Below are 19372 nucleotides of genomic sequence, written 5' to 3' on the forward strand. Positions count from 1 at the left end.
ATATCTATTCAAACATGCCGGGTTTAGACTGAAGTATCTTCAACACTACCTTAACTTTTTCACATACAGGCACAATCAACTAATCTTAGCAGACTCGAAAAACAAGAAAGAACAGTTAAAAGCAAAGAATGATTTGATTACTGATCTGTATAAGCGGATACAAAAATCAACAAAGCAAGTTAACTATCAAACGTTTTTAAATGATAAAGGCATTACTGACATTTTGGAGAAGCATCGGTGATTTCACCAACACTCTTCACCACTCGTCAGTTTTTTTTTACATTATCGATTAAGTATCATTTTATAGTGATCAATACCATCAACCAAGTATAAATCACTAATCACTCTAAATCCAAAAGATTCATAATAGGCTCTTAGATATGCCTGGCCTTCAATAACGATACTAGACTCAGTATTAAGAAGATGCTCAATACCTTTATTGATTAGGGATCTTGCATAACCAGAATGTCTAACATCTTTATTGGTCACGACTCTGCCGAGTGAAGCAGAATCCTCAAATTTGATGCCTTTTGGTAATGTTCTAATATAGGCAACCACTTTATTGTTCTCTTTAATAAAGAAATGTGTGGAAGCTTGATCTTTTCCATCTAGGTCTTGATAAATGGCATTTTGCTCTACAACAAATACAAGAGATCTCAGTTCTAATATTTCATACAGTTCCTGATTGGTTAGTTCATCAAACGTTTTTTGACAGATTACAGCATTCATATATTACACCTCAAGAAAGATTATACACGAAAAACGTGTTTTTTACAGGATTAAGCTATTTATGAGGTATAATAGTTTTGGTGATTTACATGGAAGGTATCTATCTTATAGATAAACCAGAAGGCATAACGTCTTTTGATGTTGTTAGAAAATTAAGAAAAACACTAAAAAATAAGGAAATAGGTCATGCCGGAACCCTTGATCCAATGGCAACTGGCTTACTTGTGGTTCTAGTTGGAAAAGCCACGAAGTTATCAAACTTATTATTAGAAAAACAAAAGACTTATGTTGCTGAAATAACATTTGGTTTTTCAACAGATACTTTCGATAAAACAGGGAAAATAGTTCATGAAAAGTCCCTTTTTACGCTTACAAATGAGACACTTAGTAAGGGGATAGAGACTTTGACTATGCGTAAAGAGCAAATGCCTCCTCTATTCGCAGCAATTAAAGTAGACGGTAAGAAACTTTATGAATATGCAAGAAACAACGAAGCAGTAGAAATTCAATCAAGACCAATAGACATCCAAACATTCGTGATTACTAAGCCACTTAAAAATAACTGTTTTGAAGCGCTTTTATCAGTATCTAAAGGGACATATATTCGTTCAATAGCGCATGATTTAGGTCTGCTTCTTGAAATTCCTTCACATTTATCGGCTTTAAGACGAATAAAAAGTGGTTCGTTTAGAATCGAAGATAGTTATCGATTGGATGAGGTTACAGAACAAACACAACCATCGATTTCATTAAGTGATTTCATGACAACATTGGATAAAGTTGTTGTGGAAGACTATATGATTCCCTTAATTAAGAATGGCATTCGGTTAGATGAACGTCAAACCACTATTGAAGGACCATTCGTCGCAGTATCAAAAACAGGAGAATTATTGGCTTTATATCAGAAAGATCAGACGAATTATAAGCCGATAATTCAGTTAGGAGAATAACCATGGATTTACAACATAAACGTTTTTCAGACATGACAAATGATAAACCACTGACGCTTACAATCGGGAATTTTGATGGGTTGCATCGCGGACATCAATTATTAATCATGAACACGAAGTATCCGGACACCGAAAGTGCATTGTTAACTTTTGCTCCTCACCCAATGAAAGTGTTAAGGAACATGAAAGATCATGTGATCATTATGTCATTAGAAAAGAAAATAGAAATCGTCAAGTCTTTAGGCATTGACCATATGTTTATCGCAGAGTTTGACAAAGAAATGGCTCAAACTTCCAAGGAAGCTTTCATTGATCAGTTAAAGAGACTAAACGTGAAGCGATTAGTACTTGGTGTTGATTTCAGATTTGGAAGTCATGCATCCGGTCATGTCGAGGATTTGAGGAAGGAATTCGAAGTTATCGTATTAGATGACGTTGTCCATCAAGAAACTAGAATCTCGACAACCTATATAAAAGACTTACTCTATTCAGGAGAACTAGCTCGAGCGGAACTCCTATTAGGACGCCCTTATAGTATCGAAGGTGTTGTCGTTCATGGCGATAAAGTCGGCAGAACACTTGGTATGCCAACCGCAAACCTGGATCTAGAATCGTATGTGTTACCCCCAAATGGCGTGTATTATGTAGATGTTATCCATAAGGGGATTATGTATCCTGGCGCATTAAATATAGGTTACAATCCTACCATCAACTATTCAATCAAGAAACGTGTAGAAGTCTACATTCTAAACTTTAATCAAACCCTTTATGGAGATAAGTTAGAAATCATTTTTAGACAATATTTAAGACCAGAAAAGCAATTTGAATCTAAAGAAAAGCTCATAGTGCAACTTATGAAAGACATTGAAGACGTAAAGAGATTCTCGAATAAATCGTTGATATCAGATTAAACCTTTGATATAATTAAATAAAGGTGGTGTTCATATGAAACTCGTACTAGCGATTATTTCAAATGATGATGCAAATAAAGTATCAAAGGCTCTGGTTAAAGAAAACTATTTCGTAACGAAGCTTGCGACAACTGGGGGATTCCTATTAACAGGAAATACAACATTTTTGATTGGTACAAACGATGAAAAAGTACCAAGAATCCTAGAAATCATTGAAGAACACAGTAAAACAAGAGCAAAACTCGTTCCAAATTCGATTATCAGTGAATTTGGTATGTTCTCTTCATTACCTGTTGAAGTCAAAGTTGGTGGCGCAACCGTGTTCGTAATCAACGTTGAACAATTTATTAAACTATAACACTTGATATTTTAATCAAATGTGCTAAAATAGTAATGGCGAAAACAAGGATTGTGGGTGCCTCCCTATCTTTAGTTTATCGAGAAAGGAATAAAAACATGGCAATTTCAAAAGATGTAAAACAAGCATTAATAGAAGCTTACAGAATCAATGACAAAGACACTGGTTCTGCACAAGTTCAAATCGCTGTATTGACTGAAGAAATCAATCAATTAAATGCGCATTTAATCGAACACAAGCACGATTTCCACTCAAAAAGAGGCTTGTTCCAAAAAATCGGACGTCGTAAACGTCTAATGGCTTATCTAAAGAAATCAGATTTAGAAAGCTATACTGCTTTAATCGCTAAATTAGGATTAAGAGGCTAAAAGATTGCACTTTGCAATCTTTTTTTTTGCTAGTAAAAACTAAACTATTATTGTATAATAATAAGAGTATGCGAATATATAAGAAAGAAAATATAAAATGAAGGAGATTTTTATATTATGAGTGAAAAACGCACGTATCAAACGGAGATTGGTGGCCGTGTGCTAAGAGTCGAAATCGGCGAATTAGCGAAACAAGCCAATGCAGCAGCAATGCTATATTATGGAGATTCTGCTGTATTATCAGTAGTTGCTTCAAAGGATGAACCATCACCAATGGATTTCTTTCCATTAATGGTGATTTATCAAGAAAAACTTTATGCCGCAGGTAAAATTCCTGGAGGGTTCTTAAGAAGAGAAGGTAGACCATCTGAACATGAAACCTTAACTTCACGTTTAATTGACAGACCTATTAGACCTTTATTCCCAGACGGATTCAGAAATGAAGTTCAAATCATTAACACAGTTATGTCATCAGATCATGATGCAACACCAGAAATGACCGCAATGATTGGTTCTTCACTAGTGTTAATGTTATCTGATATTCCATTTAAGATGGGCATCGCAGGTGTAATTGTCGGCCGTGTTAATGGGAAATTAATCATCAATCCAACCGTTGCAGAAATGGAACAAAGTGATATTGATTTAACGGTTGCTGGTACAAAAGATGCAATCAATATGGTTGAAGCCGGTGCTAAACAAGTTTCTGAAGACGAAATGTTAGAAGCGCTAATGTTTGGACATGCTGAAATCAAGAAAATTGTTGAATTCCAAGAAATGATTCAAAAAGAAATTGGCAAAGAAAAAGCCTCATTTGACTCATTTGAAATTGACAAAGACATCGAAAAAGCTGTTAAAGAGTTTGCAGAAGCAAGAATGATCGAAGCTGTATCTGTTAAAGGTAAACATGAAAGACAACATGCTTTAAATGTAATTATCGATGAAACAGTTGAAAAATTTGGTGCTAAAACTTTCTGGAAAGAAGTTGACGGTGTTCAAGTACTAGATACTGATGCACACAAAGAATATATGAAATCTGTAAAACTAACGCTTGAAAACATCGAAATTGATGAAGTCAGACGTTTAATTACTGAAGATAAAGTTCGTCCTGATGGACGTGCCTTGGATGAAGTTAGACCACTTTCAAGTAGAGTTGACGTTCTTCCTCGTGTACACGGATCTGCTTTATTCACTCGTGGACAAACCCAAGCATTATCTATTACAACATTAGGATCTCTTGGAGAAAACCAAATTATCGATGGTTTAAGCCCAGAAGACTCCAAACGTTTTATGTTACATTATAATTTCCCTCAATTTTCAGTTGGTGAAACAGGTCGTTACGGTTCACCTGGAAGAAGAGAAATCGGACATGGCGCCCTTGGTGAAAGAGCCATTCTGCAAGTACTTCCAAGTGAAGAAGAATTCCCATACACTATTAGAGTTGTATCGGAAATTCTCGAATCTAACGGTTCAACCTCACAAGCTTCGATTTGTGCAGGTACAATGAGCTTAATGGCTGCAGGGGTTCCTTTAAAGGCTCCAGTTGCAGGTATTGCAATGGGTTTAATTAAAAAAGGTGAACACTATTCAATCTTATCCGACATTCAAGGCTTAGAAGACCACTTCGGAGATATGGACTTTAAAGTAGCTGGTACTGAAACAGGTATTACGGCTCTACAAATGGATATCAAGATTGACGGTTTAACTGAAGATATCTTAAGAGAAGCTCTACACCAAGCGAAAAAAGGCCGCTTACATATCTTAAAACATATGTTAGAAACCATTCCAGCTGTTAGAGAAGATCTATCACAATATGCACCAAAAGTTGCAATGTTCAGAATCAATCCTGACAAGATCAGAGATGTTATCGGAGCAGGTGGTAAGATCATTACTCAAATCATCGAAGACTGTAATCAAGTTAAGATTGATATTGAACAAGATGGTAGAGTCTTCATTATGCACTCAGATACACAATGGTTAAACAAAGCTAAGGAAATGATCTTAAACTTAACTAAAGTTGCTGAAGTTGGCAAGATTTATGAAGGTAAAGTCGTAAGAATTGAAAAATTCGGATGCTTCGTGGAATTATGGAAAGGTACTGAAGGCCTAGTACATATTTCAAAACTTGCTAAAGAACGCATTGAAAAAGTTGAATCCGTTGTTTCAGTTGGCGATGTTATTCTAGTTAAGTGCATTGGAATCGATGACAAAGGTAGAATTGACCTATCTAGAAAAGACGCTTTAGAAGAAAACTAATATATATAATAAAAGCACTCATCAGAAATGATGGTGCTTTTTTTGACTTGGTTGACAAATAATAGAAAATAGTCTAAAATGAGTGAGTCAATAGAAGGTAATCGAGCCAGAAATGGTTAGGAAAGTCCATGCTAGCACAGTCTGCGATGACTGTAGTGTTTGCGCCTAAGGAAACAATAACTTAGGGTATGCTTCGGCATAACGGCAGGTATTCATTCTAAGGGAAACTATGAATGAACCTTAAAGTGCCACAGAGACGAGTTATTCAGAAATGAGTAAATGAAACGCGGTAAACCCCACAAGCTAGTAACCCAAATTTTGGTAGGGGCACTCTAAAAGCAGAACTGAATGCATTTTGGAGCTAGAAATAGAGATAAATGATTACACTCGAAAGAGACAGAACATGGCTTATGCATATTGACACCCATTTAAAAAACAGCTTTTGCTGTTTTTTTATTTCACTAAAAAAAAACTACTTCAATTGAGAAGTAGTTTATCTGATTAATGATTATTTGCTTGCTTGTTCGTAAGCAGCTTTTGCTAATTTGTAGTAATCAGCGAAGTCAGTTAATGTTGCACCAGTTTCAACTGTACCAAAGCTCCATTTTTTAGAAGTTGCATCTTTAGTAGTTTCTGTTGCAGTTAATTTTTCACCAACGAAAGCTTCGATCATAGCTTCAACGTTTCCAGACCAACCTAGTGGATATTTGTCACCTTTTGGCCAGTAACCAGATTCGGATTTCTTCATTGAAGTGTTTGAAGTCGCATCATTACGAGTTAAAGTAGTTTCTTTAACACCTGAAGCATTAGCAACGAAGAACTTGTCAGCTTTGACTTGATCTACATACCATTTTGCATTGTCATGAGTCTTAACATACTCTTCTAAGTTTGCGATACCATCAGCTTTATAGTTGATAGTTTGCTTTGTAGCTTCACCCAAAACTTCAGCAGTAAATAACTTGTCACCGATTTTGATGTATTTTGCATAGTTTGATGCGCCTCTTGCTCCATCAACAACAACGACTAAATCGCCAGCTTCGTTAGATACTTTTGCCCAGCTATAAGGTAAGAAGTATTCTTCGATTTTTACATCTTTCACCTTGTTGTTTGCAACTGTAACAGTTACTTCACCTACATAATGCCCATGAACTAGTCCATAAGCGGTTGCCTTCTTATCACCATTACATGCAGCTAATGCAAGCGCAGCAACGAATGTGAGAGCGACTAAAAAGAATTTTCTCATTAATTTTTCCTCCTATTTAATTTGAAATCATCTTGTACACTAATATTATAAAGATTTGTCAACAAAAATGCAACATAATTTTCGTATAGGCTATAGTGAAAACGTTTTTCTGTTATATCCTCTTCAAATATCGAAATTTCTTGCTAATAAAGCCATAAAGTGATAAAATTTTAACGGTTAGAAAGTGATGTGCAAATATTGAACAAACATGAAATTTTAGAAAGACAGAAGCGAATTAGAAATTTTTCAATCATAGCTCACATTGATCACGGTAAGTCAACATTGGCTGACCGTATTTTAGAGCAAACTAAAACCTTAACTTCCAGAGAAATGAAAGCTCAAATACTTGATGGTATGGATCTTGAACGCGAACGTGGTATAACCATTAAGTTAACTGCTGTTGAAATCATATACCATGCCAAAGATGGTGAGGATTATACTTTCCACTTAATCGACACTCCAGGTCACGTAGACTTTACCTATGAAGTGTCTAGATCACTTGCTGCATGTGAAGGCGCTATACTAGTAGTTGATGCCGCACAAGGTATCCAAGCTCAAACACTAGCAAACGTTTATTTGGCTTTGGATAATAATTTGGAAATTCTCCCAGTTATTAATAAAATTGACCTACCAAGTGCCGATCCGGAAAGGGTAAAACATGAAATTGAAGATATCATTGGAATTCCTGCTGAAAATGCCGTTTTAGCGAGTGCTAAATCTGGAATAGGGATTACAGAAATACTTGATCAAATCGTTGAATATGTTCCTGCTCCACAGGGATCGATTGATGAACCTCTTCAAGCATTAATCTTTGACTCAGTATTTGATTCATATAGAGGCGTTATTCCTTATATTCGAATTAAAAATGGGATATTGAAGAAAGGCGATACCATTCAAATGATGAGTAATGGTTCAAGTTATGAAGTCATTGAAGTTGGAGTTCATACCCCTAAAGAAGAAAAACGCGATTTTCTAGCTGTAGGGGATGTAGGTTACCTAACTGCATCCATTAAAGATATAGAACACGTGCGTGTAGGGGACACGATTACACTCAAAGATAATCCTGCAAAACGTGCTTTACCAGGGTATAGAAAACTCAATCCTGTTGTATTCTGCGGATTATATCCAATTGATAACTCAAAATATAACGATTTAAAAGACGCTTTAGAAAAACTTGCTTTAAATGATGCCTCATTAGCTTATGAACCAGAAACTTCACAAGCTTTAGGATTTGGTTTTAGAACAGGATTCTTAGGATTACTTCATATGGAAGTCATTCAAGAACGTCTGGATAGAGAATTTGGTATTGAACTTATCGCAACTGCACCTTCCGTTATTTATCATGTGAATTTGACCAATGGTGAAATGGTTGTAGTTGATAACCCTTCAAAATTGCCAACGCCTCAAGAAATTGATTCCATTGAAGAACCTTATGTAAAAGCACAAATCATGTGTCCAACAGAATTTGTTGGAGCTGTTATGGATTTATGCCAGAAAAAACGTGGTATCTTCGGTGATATGAAATATTTAGATAAAACAAGAGTTTTAATTCATTATGAATTACCGCTTTCAGAAATTGTCTATGACTTCTTCGATAAACTAAAATCATCTACGAAGGGTTATGCCTCATTCGACTATGAAATTGGTGAATATAAAGAATCTAAGCTTCAAAAGATGGATATCTTATTAAATGGTGAAGTAGTCGATGCATTATCCATTATCGTTCATAGAGATTTTGCATACCAAAGAGGGAAAGCCATCACTGATAAACTTAAAGACTTGATTCCACGTCAAATGTTTGAAATCCCTGTTCAGGCAGCTGTTTCGAACAAAATTATCGCAAGATCAACCATTAAAGCGATGAGAAAAGACGTATTAGCTAAGTGTTACGGTGGAGATATATCTCGTAAACGTAAATTATTAGAAAAACAAAAAGCCGGCAAGAAACGAATGAAGGCTGTAGGTTCTGTTGAAGTCCCACAAGAAGCTTTTATGGCAATCTTATCAAACTCAGACGAGTAATAGGATTCAGGATATTTCCTGACTCCTTTTTTATTGATTGAAATGATTTCTACAAACACATTATGTAAACCTATGCTATAATGAAATAGGTGATTAATAATGCGAGGTTTATATGTACACATTCCTTTTTGCGAACACATTTGCTTTTACTGTGATTTTGCAAAAAGGGTTGCAAAAAATCAATCCATGATTGATGAATATTTAGCATACCTAGAAAAAGATTTTTTAACCATAACTGATAATGTTCCATTCTACGATACGATTTACTTAGGTGGTGGGACACCATCAATGCTTTCGGTTGATCAACTAAAGACACTATTTAAGTTATTAAGTCGATATAACCCAACTGAGTTTACAATTGAAGTCAACCCAGAATCCTATACGCACGAAAAAGGGTTGTTATTTAAAGAATACGGAATAAACCGTGTGAGTTTAGGTGTTCAATCATTCGAAGCACCTATTCTTGAATATATTGGAAGAAAGCACTCTAATCAGCAAGTATTCGACACAGTATACTCGTTAAAATCAATTGGTATTACCAACATTAGCATCGATTTAATTTTCTCAATACCAGGACAAACCATTAACTCAATTGAAAACGATCTGGAACTGTTAAAGAAACTCGATGTCCCTCATGTATCCTATTATTCTCTCATTTTAGAAGAAAAAACAGTCTTCTATCATAAGTATTTGAAGAAAGAATTCAATCAAACAGATATCGACCTAGAAGCAGATATGTATGAGATGATTGTTCAAAAACTGAAAGAACAGGGTTATGAGCAATATGAAATCTCTAATTTTGCAAAAGATCACAAGTATTCCATGCACAACCAACTGTATTGGACAATGGAACCTTATGATGCTATTGGGGCTGGTGCTCATGGATACGATGGTAAGATCAGATATTATAATCATCGACACTTATCCGAATATTATCACATGCCAAGACAAGGCAGTTATGTTGAAACAGATTATCAAAGACTGTCTGACTCACTCATCTTTGGCTTAAGACGTTCCAGTGGGGTTAACTTAAAAGAGATTAAAGAAAAATATAATGTCGATGTGATTGAATCCTATCCTGACTTATCTAAGTTCTTTGAACTTGGACTGATTACAATCGAAAAGGACTATTTAAAACTAACCCAAAAAGGTTTTCTATTAGGCAATCAAGTATTTGAGGTGTTTGTATGATCTATTTGCTAAAAGACTATGAATACTATTTAAAACGTGAAAAGGGCTTATCTCAAAACACAATTATGGCTTACCTAAGAGATTTAGAACAATACCGAAGCTTCTTAGAAAAGTATCATTCAATCAAAAATGTCAGAAAAATTGAGAAGAAACATGTTGAAGCCTATTTAAAAACACTCAAGAACAAACAGTTGTCTAGTAAGTCTAGTTCAAGAAAACTAACTGCAATTAAAGGGTTTCATCAGTTTTTATATATTGAAAAAGAGACTGATAATAACCCAGCAATCGAAATTGAATCTCCAAAAACGATAAAAACTCTTCCACAAGTGCTATCTGTTGATGAAGTCGTTAAACTGTTGCAAGCCATTCAGGGTGATGATCCTCTAGCACTAAGAAACCAAGCATTACTGGAATTAATCTACGGATCTGGCTTACGTGTTTCTGAATTACTTGACTTAAAAATCCAAGATATTCACTTAACTGCCGGTCATGTTAGAGTAATTGGCAAAGGAAATAAAGAACGCGAAGTTCCACTTGGAGAATTGTCTGTAATTGCATTGAGACAGTATTTGACAAAAGCACGAAATAAACTTACAATTAATAGTACAGTAGACTATTTATTCGTAAATCAATACGGACAAAGACTATCACGTCAAGGATTCTTTAAATTATTGAAAAAACTTGCTCAAAATGCAGGCATAAATAAAGAAGTATCTCCTCATACTTTAAGACACTCATTTGCTACTCATTTGCTTGAGGCTGGCGTTGATTTAAGGACATTACAATCCTTATTGGGTCATGAAGATATACAAACCACACAGATTTACACTCATATTAGTCAAAAACATTTGAAGGATGTCTATTTAGAAACGCATCCACGCGCAAAGGAGAAATAAAATGTATAAAAGAATTTTTTTAATCGTCATGGACAGTTTAGGCTGTGGCGAAGCACCTGATGCTAAAGACTACAACGATTTAGGATCAAACACAATCGGACACATTGCAGAAAGAATGAACTTAAGAATACCAAACATGCAAAAACTTGGTTATGGAAATATAGTTCCAATCAAAGGTGTTCCTGCAGTTAGCAACCCGCTAGCAAGTTATACTAAGATTCAGGAGGCTTCTAAAGGAAAAGACACTATGACTGGTCACTGGGAAATGATGGGTCTTTATATCACTGAACCTTTCCAAACGTTCACTGATACTGGTTTTCCAAAAGAGCTATTAGACGAACTTTCTAGACAAACAGGTAGAGGAATTATTGGTAACAAATCTGCTTCAGGTACTGAAATCCTTGTTGAACTTGGTGAACAACACATGAAGACGGGTGACTTAATTGTCTATACCTCTGCTGATTCAGTATTACAAATCGCAATGCACGAAGATATCATTCCAATCGAAGAACAATATCGTATTTGTGAAATTGCTCGTGAAATTACAATGAAAGAAGAATGGAAAGTAGCTAGAGTTATTGCACGTCCATTTGTTGGAAAAGACAAGAATAGCTTTAAACGTACACCTAACAGACATGATTATGCATTAAAACCTACTGGAAAGACAACACTGAACTATCTTGATGAAGCTGGATTCGATGTTATCGCCTTAGGAAAGATTAATGACATATTCGTTGGCGAAGGTATCAATAATTATGAACGTACTGTTTCAAACGATGATGGCATGGATAAAATCACAAAAATTGCAAAAAATCATCCATTTAAAGGGCTTTGCTTCTTAAATCTAGTCGATTTTGATGCATTATATGGCCATCGAAGAGATCCAATTGGATACGGAAAAGCTATTGAGGATTTTGACCGTCAATTACCAGATTTAATTGCTAATTTAAATGAAAACGACTTATTAATGATTACAGCGGACCATGGAAACGATCCAATCCATCATGGAACCGACCATACTCGTGAATATGTTCCACTACTTGCTTACCAAAAAGGTAAACCAGGTAAAGCTCTACCAGCAATGTTCACATTTGCTGATATCGCTGCTACAATTTCTGAAAACTTTAAAGTCGATAAAACCGAATATGGTAAGTCATTCCTCAAAAATCTAAAGGAGGCATAATATGCTTGAATGGTTAAAAGAATTAACCCCTGAAACAATCATCATCTTCTCCGCACTTTTCCTACTTTTAGTGTTACTTTTGGTAATTATTAACCAACTAAAACGTATAGCGAGCCGTGTAGGTGAACAAGAGTTTTACATCAACGAATCGTTGCTAGAAATTGATGGGATTCAATACATCAATTTAACCATTATCAACAAAGCCTTCTCAACTAACCATATCAATGTGGTTGGTGTCGAACTGGGGAATATTTCACACCCAATTGAAGAAAAAGTTGTTATGATTGCTCCTAGAAGTAAATATCAAACTCGTTTTGATTTAAATGAGATTAAGCCGTTCGTCTTCAATAATCGCAAAAAATATCGTAAATTCAAGATTTATGTAGAAAACGAAATAGGTCTAAGGAAAGCCATTAAACCTCGTGTAAACAACAAATTTATGCGTAAAGAGTTTAGGAAGATTATGCATGCTGAAAAACTAGATCGCAAGAAAAAACGTTTTGAAAGCGGCCAATATAATCTTATTGAGCGTACAGGACTTATCATTGGATTACTGTTCAGACCATTTGCAAAACTCAAACGTCATATGGCTTTATCAACCAATAAAGCATTGAGGGAATCAGAAATTCGAAGACAACAAAAGAAAGAACACGATGCGATTAGATATAAACTCGATCAAGATGAGTTTAAACTTAACGAGATTCGTATCCGTGAACAAGCGATCAAGGAAAACCGTACTAGAGAATTAGAACTTGAAGCGTTGAAGAAAGCCAAAGAACTGGAAATCGAACGAATCAAACTTCAAACAATTAAAGCTGAATTCACAAATGCAATTTCAGAAGTTGAATCAATCAATACTGATAAAGTTGCAAAAGAGCAACTAAAGTCAGAAAATGTTGTGGAACATTCTAAGAAATCAAAGAAAACTGAGCATGAGCATCATCCAGTAGTTGAAACTACAGCATCAAATTCTATCAAAGTGTCAGAACCAGTTGATGAGTCAACTGAAGAGGTCACTCTAGAACCTGAAGTAATGGATAAGCCAAAGAAAAATCGCAAGAAAAAATCTCAAATTGAGGTAAATGAACCCGTCGTAGAAACAACGGATTCAATCGATCAACCTGAGGATGCAATTCAATAAACAACTATAAAAAAAACTATCAAATTTTGATAGTTTTTTTTGTCTTATATTTCAATAATACGAAGTGTATTGGTTGATCCATGTTTTTGAGCCCAACCAGATGTGATGATGATTTTGTCACCTTTAACTAATCCGAATTCTTGAGCAACTTCAACAGCCACTCTGTCATATGAACCCATATCAGTGAAGTCTTTGCGGTAAGCAGGTATAACTCCCCAATAATAAGTTAGTTGAGTACAAGTCTTTTTATTGTTTGCAACGCCGATGATTGGAACCGATGGTCTAAATTTGCATAGACGTTTAGGTGTTCCACCTGTTTCAGTAAATGCCACAATAGCTTTTACCTCAGGAAGGATTAGTGCACTTTGGCTAACTGAGATACCAATCGCATCGTTTACTGTAGGTTGAGAAGTAGTAATTGCTTTTTGTAACTTGTCATAGTAAGGAATGTTTTCTTCAATTGCAGTTGCAATAATGTCCATTGTTTGAACCGATTCAACTGGATATTCACCTGCAGCTGATTCACCTGATAACATAATAGCATCAGAACCGTCTAAAATCGCGTTTGCGACGTCAGAAGCTTCAGCGCGAGTAGGTCTTGGGTTGCTCATCATTGACTCTAACATATGTGTTGCTGTAATGACTGGTTTTCCTTTTTCATTTGCTTTCGCAATAATTCTCTTTTGATATAATGGAACTAGTTGAGTTGATACTTCAACACCTAAGTCACCTCTTGCGACCATTACGCCATCAGAAGCTTCTAAGATGCCATCTAACTCATCAACACCTTCTTGAGATTCAATCTTCGCGATTAATTCAATTTTAGGTGCATTTAAGTCTTTTAATACTTTCTTAATTTCCAATACGTCGTCTTTACGTCTAACAAAGGATAAAGCAATCATATCAACTTCCATTTGAGCACAGAACTCGATATCTTCTCTGTCCTTTTTAGATACAAATGGCATTGATAGTTTTACGTTAGGTACATTCACACCTTTTTTGGTTTTGATAATCCCATTATTAACAATCTCACATGTTAAAATGGTTGGAGTTGATTCAATGATATTAAGACGCATTTTGCCGTCATCAATTAATAAGAAATCACCAACTTTAATATCGTCATACAGTTCATTACAATCGATATGAAAAGCTTCTTTAGTACCTAAAATAGGTTCTTTGTGAACTCTTACAATATCGCCCTTTTTGAAAGTGGCAAAGCCATTTTCGAATACGCCTGTTCTAATCTCAGGACCTTTTGTATCGGCAAGAATACCAACGAAGCGTTCCATTCTCTTGGCGACTTTTCTAATTGTTTCAATACGCGCTTTATGTTCTTCATGTGAACCATGTGAAAAGTTCAATCGAGCTACATTCATTCCAGCTTCGATCATTTTTTCGATCATAATTTCACTTTCACTTGATGGACCAATTGTACATACAATCTTTGTTTTTCTTTTCACAAACATCCCTCCAACTCTAATTTTAAATCACGTGTAATAAGAATAAACATACAATACTATATTACCACAAAAAGTATGAAATGCGATATGTAAGCGTATGCTTTTTTCATTTTCAATCAATGAAAACGCATTAATAAATATCTTTTAAATGGCTTTCTTATCAAATTATACTAAAATGATTTTAGAACCGAAAAATTCATAATAAAAAAAGCCTAGAATATCTAGACTGAATTTATGCAATTTCAAAATATTGGTCTATATTGTCGTTATTTAGGCTCAATGCCAATAGTAATTTGATTCTTGATTTTTGACTTGATAGATCCCCAGAAAACAATACGCCAAGCTCCTTTAAATGAGCTCCACCACCTGCATATGCATATGTATCTCTAACTCGACCTTTCGGACATCTAGAAGTAACAACAACTTTTATGCCATGATTGATTGCATTTTTAATACCATCGACCATTGTTGGAGGTACATTTCCACGACCAAAGGCCTCTAGGACAATCCCATTAACAAGCTTAGATTCCACATAATAATTTAGCAAAGATGAATCCATTCCAGTTGTAACCTTAATAATGTCCACACGTGCGGTCAATTGAGAAGGTGTTAAGTGGTATTTATGCTTAACCGATTCGCGATAATAGATCACATCTTGTTCATCGACAATCCCTAAAGGACCAAACTCCATAGACTTAAATGTATCTAAAGCTAATGTATGTGTCTTAGTAACTTCAGAGGCAGAATTAATTTCATCATTCAAACATACGAGAACCCCACGATTAATTGAAGCAGGATTTCCGGCAACCAAAATTGAACTAACAAGGTTTGAGAATCCATCATACCCAAGTTCAGAATAGTTTCGCATAGAACCCGTTACAACGACAGGCTTACGAGTTTGTAAAAATAAATCCAAGAAGTAGGAAGTTTCCTCTAAGGTATCTGTACCGTGAGTAACGACACAACCTGCGTAATCATCTTGTGAAAGTTTTTCATCAATCAACTGGCCAATACGACACATATCATTAGGAGTCATTGCGGGAGAAGGTTTCATAGAGAAAACTAATGGAACTAACTCATTATTTTGAAAGCGCTTACTAATTGATGATATCAAATCTATATTTGAATCATCTAAGACAGTTTTTTTTGTAGAGAGGTCAGTAGTCATTGAAATCGTACCGCCAGTAAATAAGATAAGTATTTTTTGCATCATAAGATCATCTCCGGAAATATTTTATCATGGAAATGCCAAATGTGAGTAAACAAACGAACAGAAAAATCAATGGCTCGTTAATAAGGTTGTGAAGGCACAATACGTTTCTTAAAAACGATAAAAACGACACACCATACTTGAAGAAGGCCAAAGTTTACAGTTACCAACATACCAACATACCCACACAAAACCCTATCATCTCATCACTATCGCAATTATAAACGGTTAACATAATATACATTATAGGAACAAACGTAGAAATAAAATAGTCATCTTCTTCGGGTTAAATTATATCAATAAAACAATCATTGGTGTGTTTATTGAACCATAAGAGCTTTTATTAACTGTTTTAATCGTACTCATAAAATGATTATTATGTATTTAAAGCATCTCGAGAGAAGTTTGTAGACAAAACGGCTACGAAGATGCTTATACTTTCTCTATCTGGGACATTTTTCGTTGCTTTTGACCTTCCAAGACAGAGTTTCGATCATAAGGCTACTACTTCCTCTTCTTCTTTCATTCATGGGGTGTGTATCAAAGTAGTCTTGCATCTAATCGTTTTAAGTTTCTATAATCATCAACTTCTCGTAATCGACCAGACCGTATGAAATCTATTTAACATCTAAATTCAATTCTATAATATGAATATTAATTCAGATTTTATGTATAAAAAAAGCGCAGCCGTTTTAGACTGTGCTTAGATTGGTTTTATAAATCTAGTCATTATTAGTTGGAAATAATTCGAGTTGCTGTGGATTGAATTTTTCACTCTTAGGAGCAATTCTCTGCCACTTTGCACTACGACCATTTCCAAGTGGTCTGATTAATCCTCGTTCCTTCATACTCATTAATGTACGATTGATGGTTGCATCACTTGAGTATGGATGCTTATCTCTAATATCATTTTTGCTGAAGGTAGTTGACCCTTTCAAGATTGTACCTTCGATACTATCTGATTTATTCATCTTACGATCAAACTCATATTCATGAGCCTTTATCTCTACATTTCTATGAAGTTCATCTAATACTGCAACAAACACTCTTGCGATGGATTCTGTTTGTGAATAGCCTTCACTCCAGTTGTATCCTGCTTGAATAAATGCATTTGAGAACTGTTCTTTTAGTGGTAATAAGGCCTTAAAGAATGAATCATATCTACATACTTTAAATTGATTAGAAATGACCGTATAGATAAGTATTAAGCCTAATAATTCGTTATGACTAGTAAATAACTCAAGCTTAATAAAGTCGATATAGAAGTTAGATATGATTTGAATGGTCTCATATTTCTTGCTTCTAAAGGTCTTATTAAAAGCTTCTACAAGCTTAATGAGTTTCTCTTCAGTAGGAAAATCATCAAAATTATCAGTTACTTTTGGGGATTTAGCATTGTTTTTCTTGACTAATCTGATGTCAGAGTAATCTCTAGCAAGGCTAAATGCTAAATCTTTTACTTCGTTAGTTGAAAGGTAGAACGTATCTCCTAACAACTGAATCCTTTGTAGTATGTCTTTTAAGTTCTTTAGTAGGACTTCGTCTTTGTTTTTTGCAGCAAAGTCCTTTTTTGGATCACTTAGAAGCTTGATTCTTGGCAGAGTTAATTTTAGGTCCAAATACTGGGCCAATGCCTGTGTATCCTGTTCTAACGTGTTTCGTGACATGACTTCGTCATCTCTTGAAAACAAATCTTTATAATAGAACGATTGACCTTTAGACTCGTATAATTTAAACAGTTTTAACATTAAATCATTGGGTATTTGAGCTCTTCGTTCTAAGGATTCTAGACACTTCAAATTAGCACCTCCTTAAAGGGTTATACGTGGAATACTGATCCACCGATAAATTCTCTTAATAATGAGTTGTTTGGAACTAAATCATCTTCAATATCAATGAAGTACTTTAAGAACTTCAGTAATCTGTTAGCTGTGATGAAATGCTCAGACTCTCTAGAGATATTGTTTAGAGTTCTATATGCATGTTTCTTTAATACAGCCAATTCATAAGTTAATTCTGAGTTGAATACGTAGTTTGCGGTTTCTTGATATGGATAAATCCACTTGAATTCTCCGCGTCTTACGCTTGCCCACATTGAGATGGTTTCATCTGCAGGTGAGTTTCTGAACTTTTGATCCCTAACAATACGTCTTAATAATCTTAAATCTGTAAAGCTAATTGGATTTTGGTCATCAATGTGTAATTGAGTTTGTGGCGCAATGAATACTTTGAATTTTTGATGTTGTGGAATAGATGAAGTCAATCTGTCGTTCAAGGCATGAATACCTTCAATGATGATTGGTGTAGCTTCACTAATTTTAACTTTTCTACCAGCTTCTCTGCGGCCTGTTTTGAAGTTGAAGTGTGGTAATGTAACCTCTTCACCTTGAATAAGTGCCAACATTTGTTCATCGAATAAGCTAATATCTAGTGCTTCGATGTGTTCTAAATCCGGATTACCAAATTGGTCTTTCGGAGCTTGATCTTTTGGTTGATAATAATCGTCAATTGAAATCATTAATGGCTTAATACCGCGAGATAACAGTTCAATTCTCAAACGTGTACTAAATGTTGTTTTGCCGCTTGAAGAAGGGCCTGCGATTGCGATTAAACGGATTGAATCGATGTCTTGATAAATGCGTTCTCCGAGCTCAGCCATTTGTCTGTTATGCTTTGTTTCACACATGTTAATAAGTTCAACAGTTAAGCCTTTTTCAACGTATTGGTTTAACTTATGAATGTAGTCGCCATCAATATTCTTCCCCCATTTGGTTGCTTCTTTAATGGTTTTTGAGAAGATTGGTGCATCATCAAATGGTGGGATGATACCTCCCAATTCACTTCTTGGGTATTGAATAATAAAACCTGGGTGGTAAAGCGATAGTGCATATTCTTTTAGATAGCCTGTAGAAGGTAACATGTAACCAAACATATAGTTGAAGTATTCTTCACATGTGTACATGTTTACTTTGTCTTCATCACGGTATTTTAAGATATTCACTTTGTCTAGATAGCCATGAGATCTATACATCTCGATTGCTTCATCTAAATCGATTGTTTTTCTTTCAATCGGTAAATCTTGCTCAATGATTCTTTGAATTTCAGAATCAATGGATTTGATGGTATTTCGGTCTAATTTATGATCTAAATTATCTAATATACCAAGAATCGCTCTTGAAACGCTGTAGTTGAATTTAACACTCACTTCAGGATACAAGTTTTTTACAGCCATAGATATGACATATCTTAATGTCGACTCATAGATTCTTACGGCATCTCTGTCGGTTAAATCCAAGAATTGAACCTCTGAGTTCTTTGTTAGAGGGAAAGTCAATTCACGAATTCTGTTATTGACAGTTGCGGCATAAGCTTCAAGATTAAGCTGCTTTTTTAGTTGTTCTAGTGTTGTACCAGACTCAACTTCGTACTGCTTTTTGTTTACTACTATTTTTATCAT

Annotated in this window: 17 protein-coding genes and 1 other RNA gene; 12 read left to right on the top strand and 6 right to left on the bottom strand. The window is 35.1% G+C overall.

Going from position 1 to position 19372, the window contains the following annotated elements; all coding sequences use genetic code 11:
• Positions 1 to 241, top strand: a 241-nt coding sequence (locus JN09_RS02675) for a hypothetical protein (protein ID WP_204432389.1), incomplete at its 5' end; no start/stop codon positions are given.
• 41 nt (positions 242 to 282) lie between these two features.
• Here JN09_RS02675 and JN09_RS02680 read toward each other — a convergent pair.
• Complete coding sequence (locus JN09_RS02680; RefSeq protein WP_204432392.1) at positions 283 to 729, bottom strand: GNAT family N-acetyltransferase; 447 nt, start codon at positions 727 to 729, stop codon at positions 283 to 285.
• A gap of 89 nt (positions 730 to 818) precedes the next feature.
• Between JN09_RS02680 and truB the strand changes: the two genes are divergently transcribed.
• From truB to rnpB, 6 genes are all read left to right on the top strand, one after another.
• Positions 819 to 1679 carry a tRNA pseudouridine(55) synthase TruB gene (gene truB / locus JN09_RS02685; RefSeq protein WP_204432394.1) on the top strand — a complete coding sequence of 287 codons (861 nt, stop codon included), beginning with the start codon at positions 819 to 821 and terminating at the stop codon, positions 1677 to 1679.
• A 2-nt stretch (positions 1680 to 1681) separates the two neighbouring features.
• The gene (locus tag JN09_RS02690) at positions 1682 to 2590 is read left to right on the top strand and encodes a bifunctional riboflavin kinase/FAD synthetase (RefSeq protein ID WP_204432396.1); all 909 of its coding nucleotides are present in this window, start codon (positions 1682 to 1684) and stop codon (positions 2588 to 2590) included.
• A gap of 34 nt (positions 2591 to 2624) precedes the next feature.
• A complete protein-coding gene (locus tag JN09_RS02695) occupies positions 2625 to 2948 on the top strand; it encodes a cyclic-di-AMP receptor (protein WP_204432397.1) in 324 nt (107 codons plus the stop codon).
• 98 nt (positions 2949 to 3046) lie between these two features.
• Entirely contained in the window at positions 3047 to 3316 is a 270-nt protein-coding gene (gene rpsO / locus JN09_RS02700; protein WP_204432398.1) for a 30S ribosomal protein S15, read from the top strand.
• A gap of 117 nt (positions 3317 to 3433) precedes the next feature.
• Positions 3434 to 5569, top strand: coding sequence for a polyribonucleotide nucleotidyltransferase (locus tag JN09_RS02705; protein WP_204432399.1), 2136 nt, complete (start codon positions 3434 to 3436; stop codon positions 5567 to 5569).
• An 89-nt stretch (positions 5570 to 5658) separates the two neighbouring features.
• Positions 5659 to 5985: RNase P RNA component class B (rnpB, locus tag JN09_RS02710), an RNA gene on the top strand.
• Positions 5986 to 6077: 92 nt separating this feature from the next.
• Here rnpB and JN09_RS02715 read toward each other — a convergent pair.
• A complete protein-coding gene (locus tag JN09_RS02715; protein ID WP_204432400.1) occupies positions 6078 to 6812 on the bottom strand; it encodes a hypothetical protein in 735 nt (244 codons plus the stop codon).
• Positions 6813 to 7010: 198 nt separating this feature from the next.
• On the opposite strand from JN09_RS02715, the gene lepA reads away from it, so the two are divergent.
• The 5 genes from lepA (at position 7011) to JN09_RS02740 (ending at position 13245) form a co-directional block, all read left to right on the top strand.
• Positions 7011 to 8834, top strand: a complete 1824-nt coding sequence (gene lepA, locus JN09_RS02720; protein WP_204432402.1) for a translation elongation factor 4 — start codon at positions 7011 to 7013, stop codon at positions 8832 to 8834.
• Between the two features lie 99 nt (positions 8835 to 8933).
• Positions 8934 to 10025 (top strand): radical SAM family heme chaperone HemW, encoded by a 1092-nt coding sequence (gene hemW / locus JN09_RS02725; protein WP_204432404.1) that lies wholly within the window; start codon positions 8934 to 8936, stop codon positions 10023 to 10025.
• A complete protein-coding gene (xerD, locus tag JN09_RS02730; protein ID WP_204432405.1) occupies positions 10022 to 10921 on the top strand; it encodes a site-specific tyrosine recombinase XerD in 900 nt (299 codons plus the stop codon). Before hemW ends, xerD begins: the two co-directional genes overlap by 4 nt.
• Position 10922: 1 nt before the next feature.
• On the top strand, positions 10923 to 12104 hold the full coding sequence (gene deoB, locus JN09_RS02735; RefSeq protein WP_204432406.1) for a phosphopentomutase: 1182 nt from the start codon (positions 10923 to 10925) through the stop codon (positions 12102 to 12104).
• 1 nt (position 12105) lies between these two features.
• Positions 12106 to 13245 carry a hypothetical protein gene (locus JN09_RS02740; RefSeq protein ID WP_204432408.1) on the top strand — a complete coding sequence of 380 codons (1140 nt, stop codon included), beginning with the start codon at positions 12106 to 12108 and terminating at the stop codon, positions 13243 to 13245.
• Positions 13246 to 13289: 44 nt separating this feature from the next.
• On the opposite strand, the gene pyk is transcribed toward JN09_RS02740, so the two are convergent.
• The 4 genes from pyk to JN09_RS02760 all read right to left on the bottom strand — a co-directional run bounded on the left by pyk (position 13290) and on the right by JN09_RS02760 (position 19372).
• A complete protein-coding gene (gene pyk / locus JN09_RS02745; RefSeq protein ID WP_268939099.1) occupies positions 13290 to 14711 on the bottom strand; it encodes a pyruvate kinase in 1422 nt (473 codons plus the stop codon).
• 226 nt (positions 14712 to 14937) lie between these two features.
• Positions 14938 to 15918 (bottom strand): asparaginase, encoded by a 981-nt coding sequence (locus JN09_RS02750; protein ID WP_204432413.1) that lies wholly within the window; start codon positions 15916 to 15918, stop codon positions 14938 to 14940.
• Between the two features lie 719 nt (positions 15919 to 16637).
• A complete protein-coding gene (locus tag JN09_RS02755) occupies positions 16638 to 17714 on the bottom strand; it encodes a hypothetical protein (RefSeq protein WP_204432415.1) in 1077 nt (358 codons plus the stop codon).
• 20 nt (positions 17715 to 17734) lie between these two features.
• On the bottom strand, positions 17735 to 19372 hold the full coding sequence (locus tag JN09_RS02760; protein ID WP_204432417.1) for a nucleoside kinase: 1638 nt from the start codon (positions 19370 to 19372) through the stop codon (positions 17735 to 17737).

It is taken from the genome of Paracholeplasma morum (genome assembly GCF_016907055.1).
Lineage (GTDB): Bacteria > Bacillota_I > Bacilli_A > Acholeplasmatales > UBA5453 > Paracholeplasma > Paracholeplasma morum.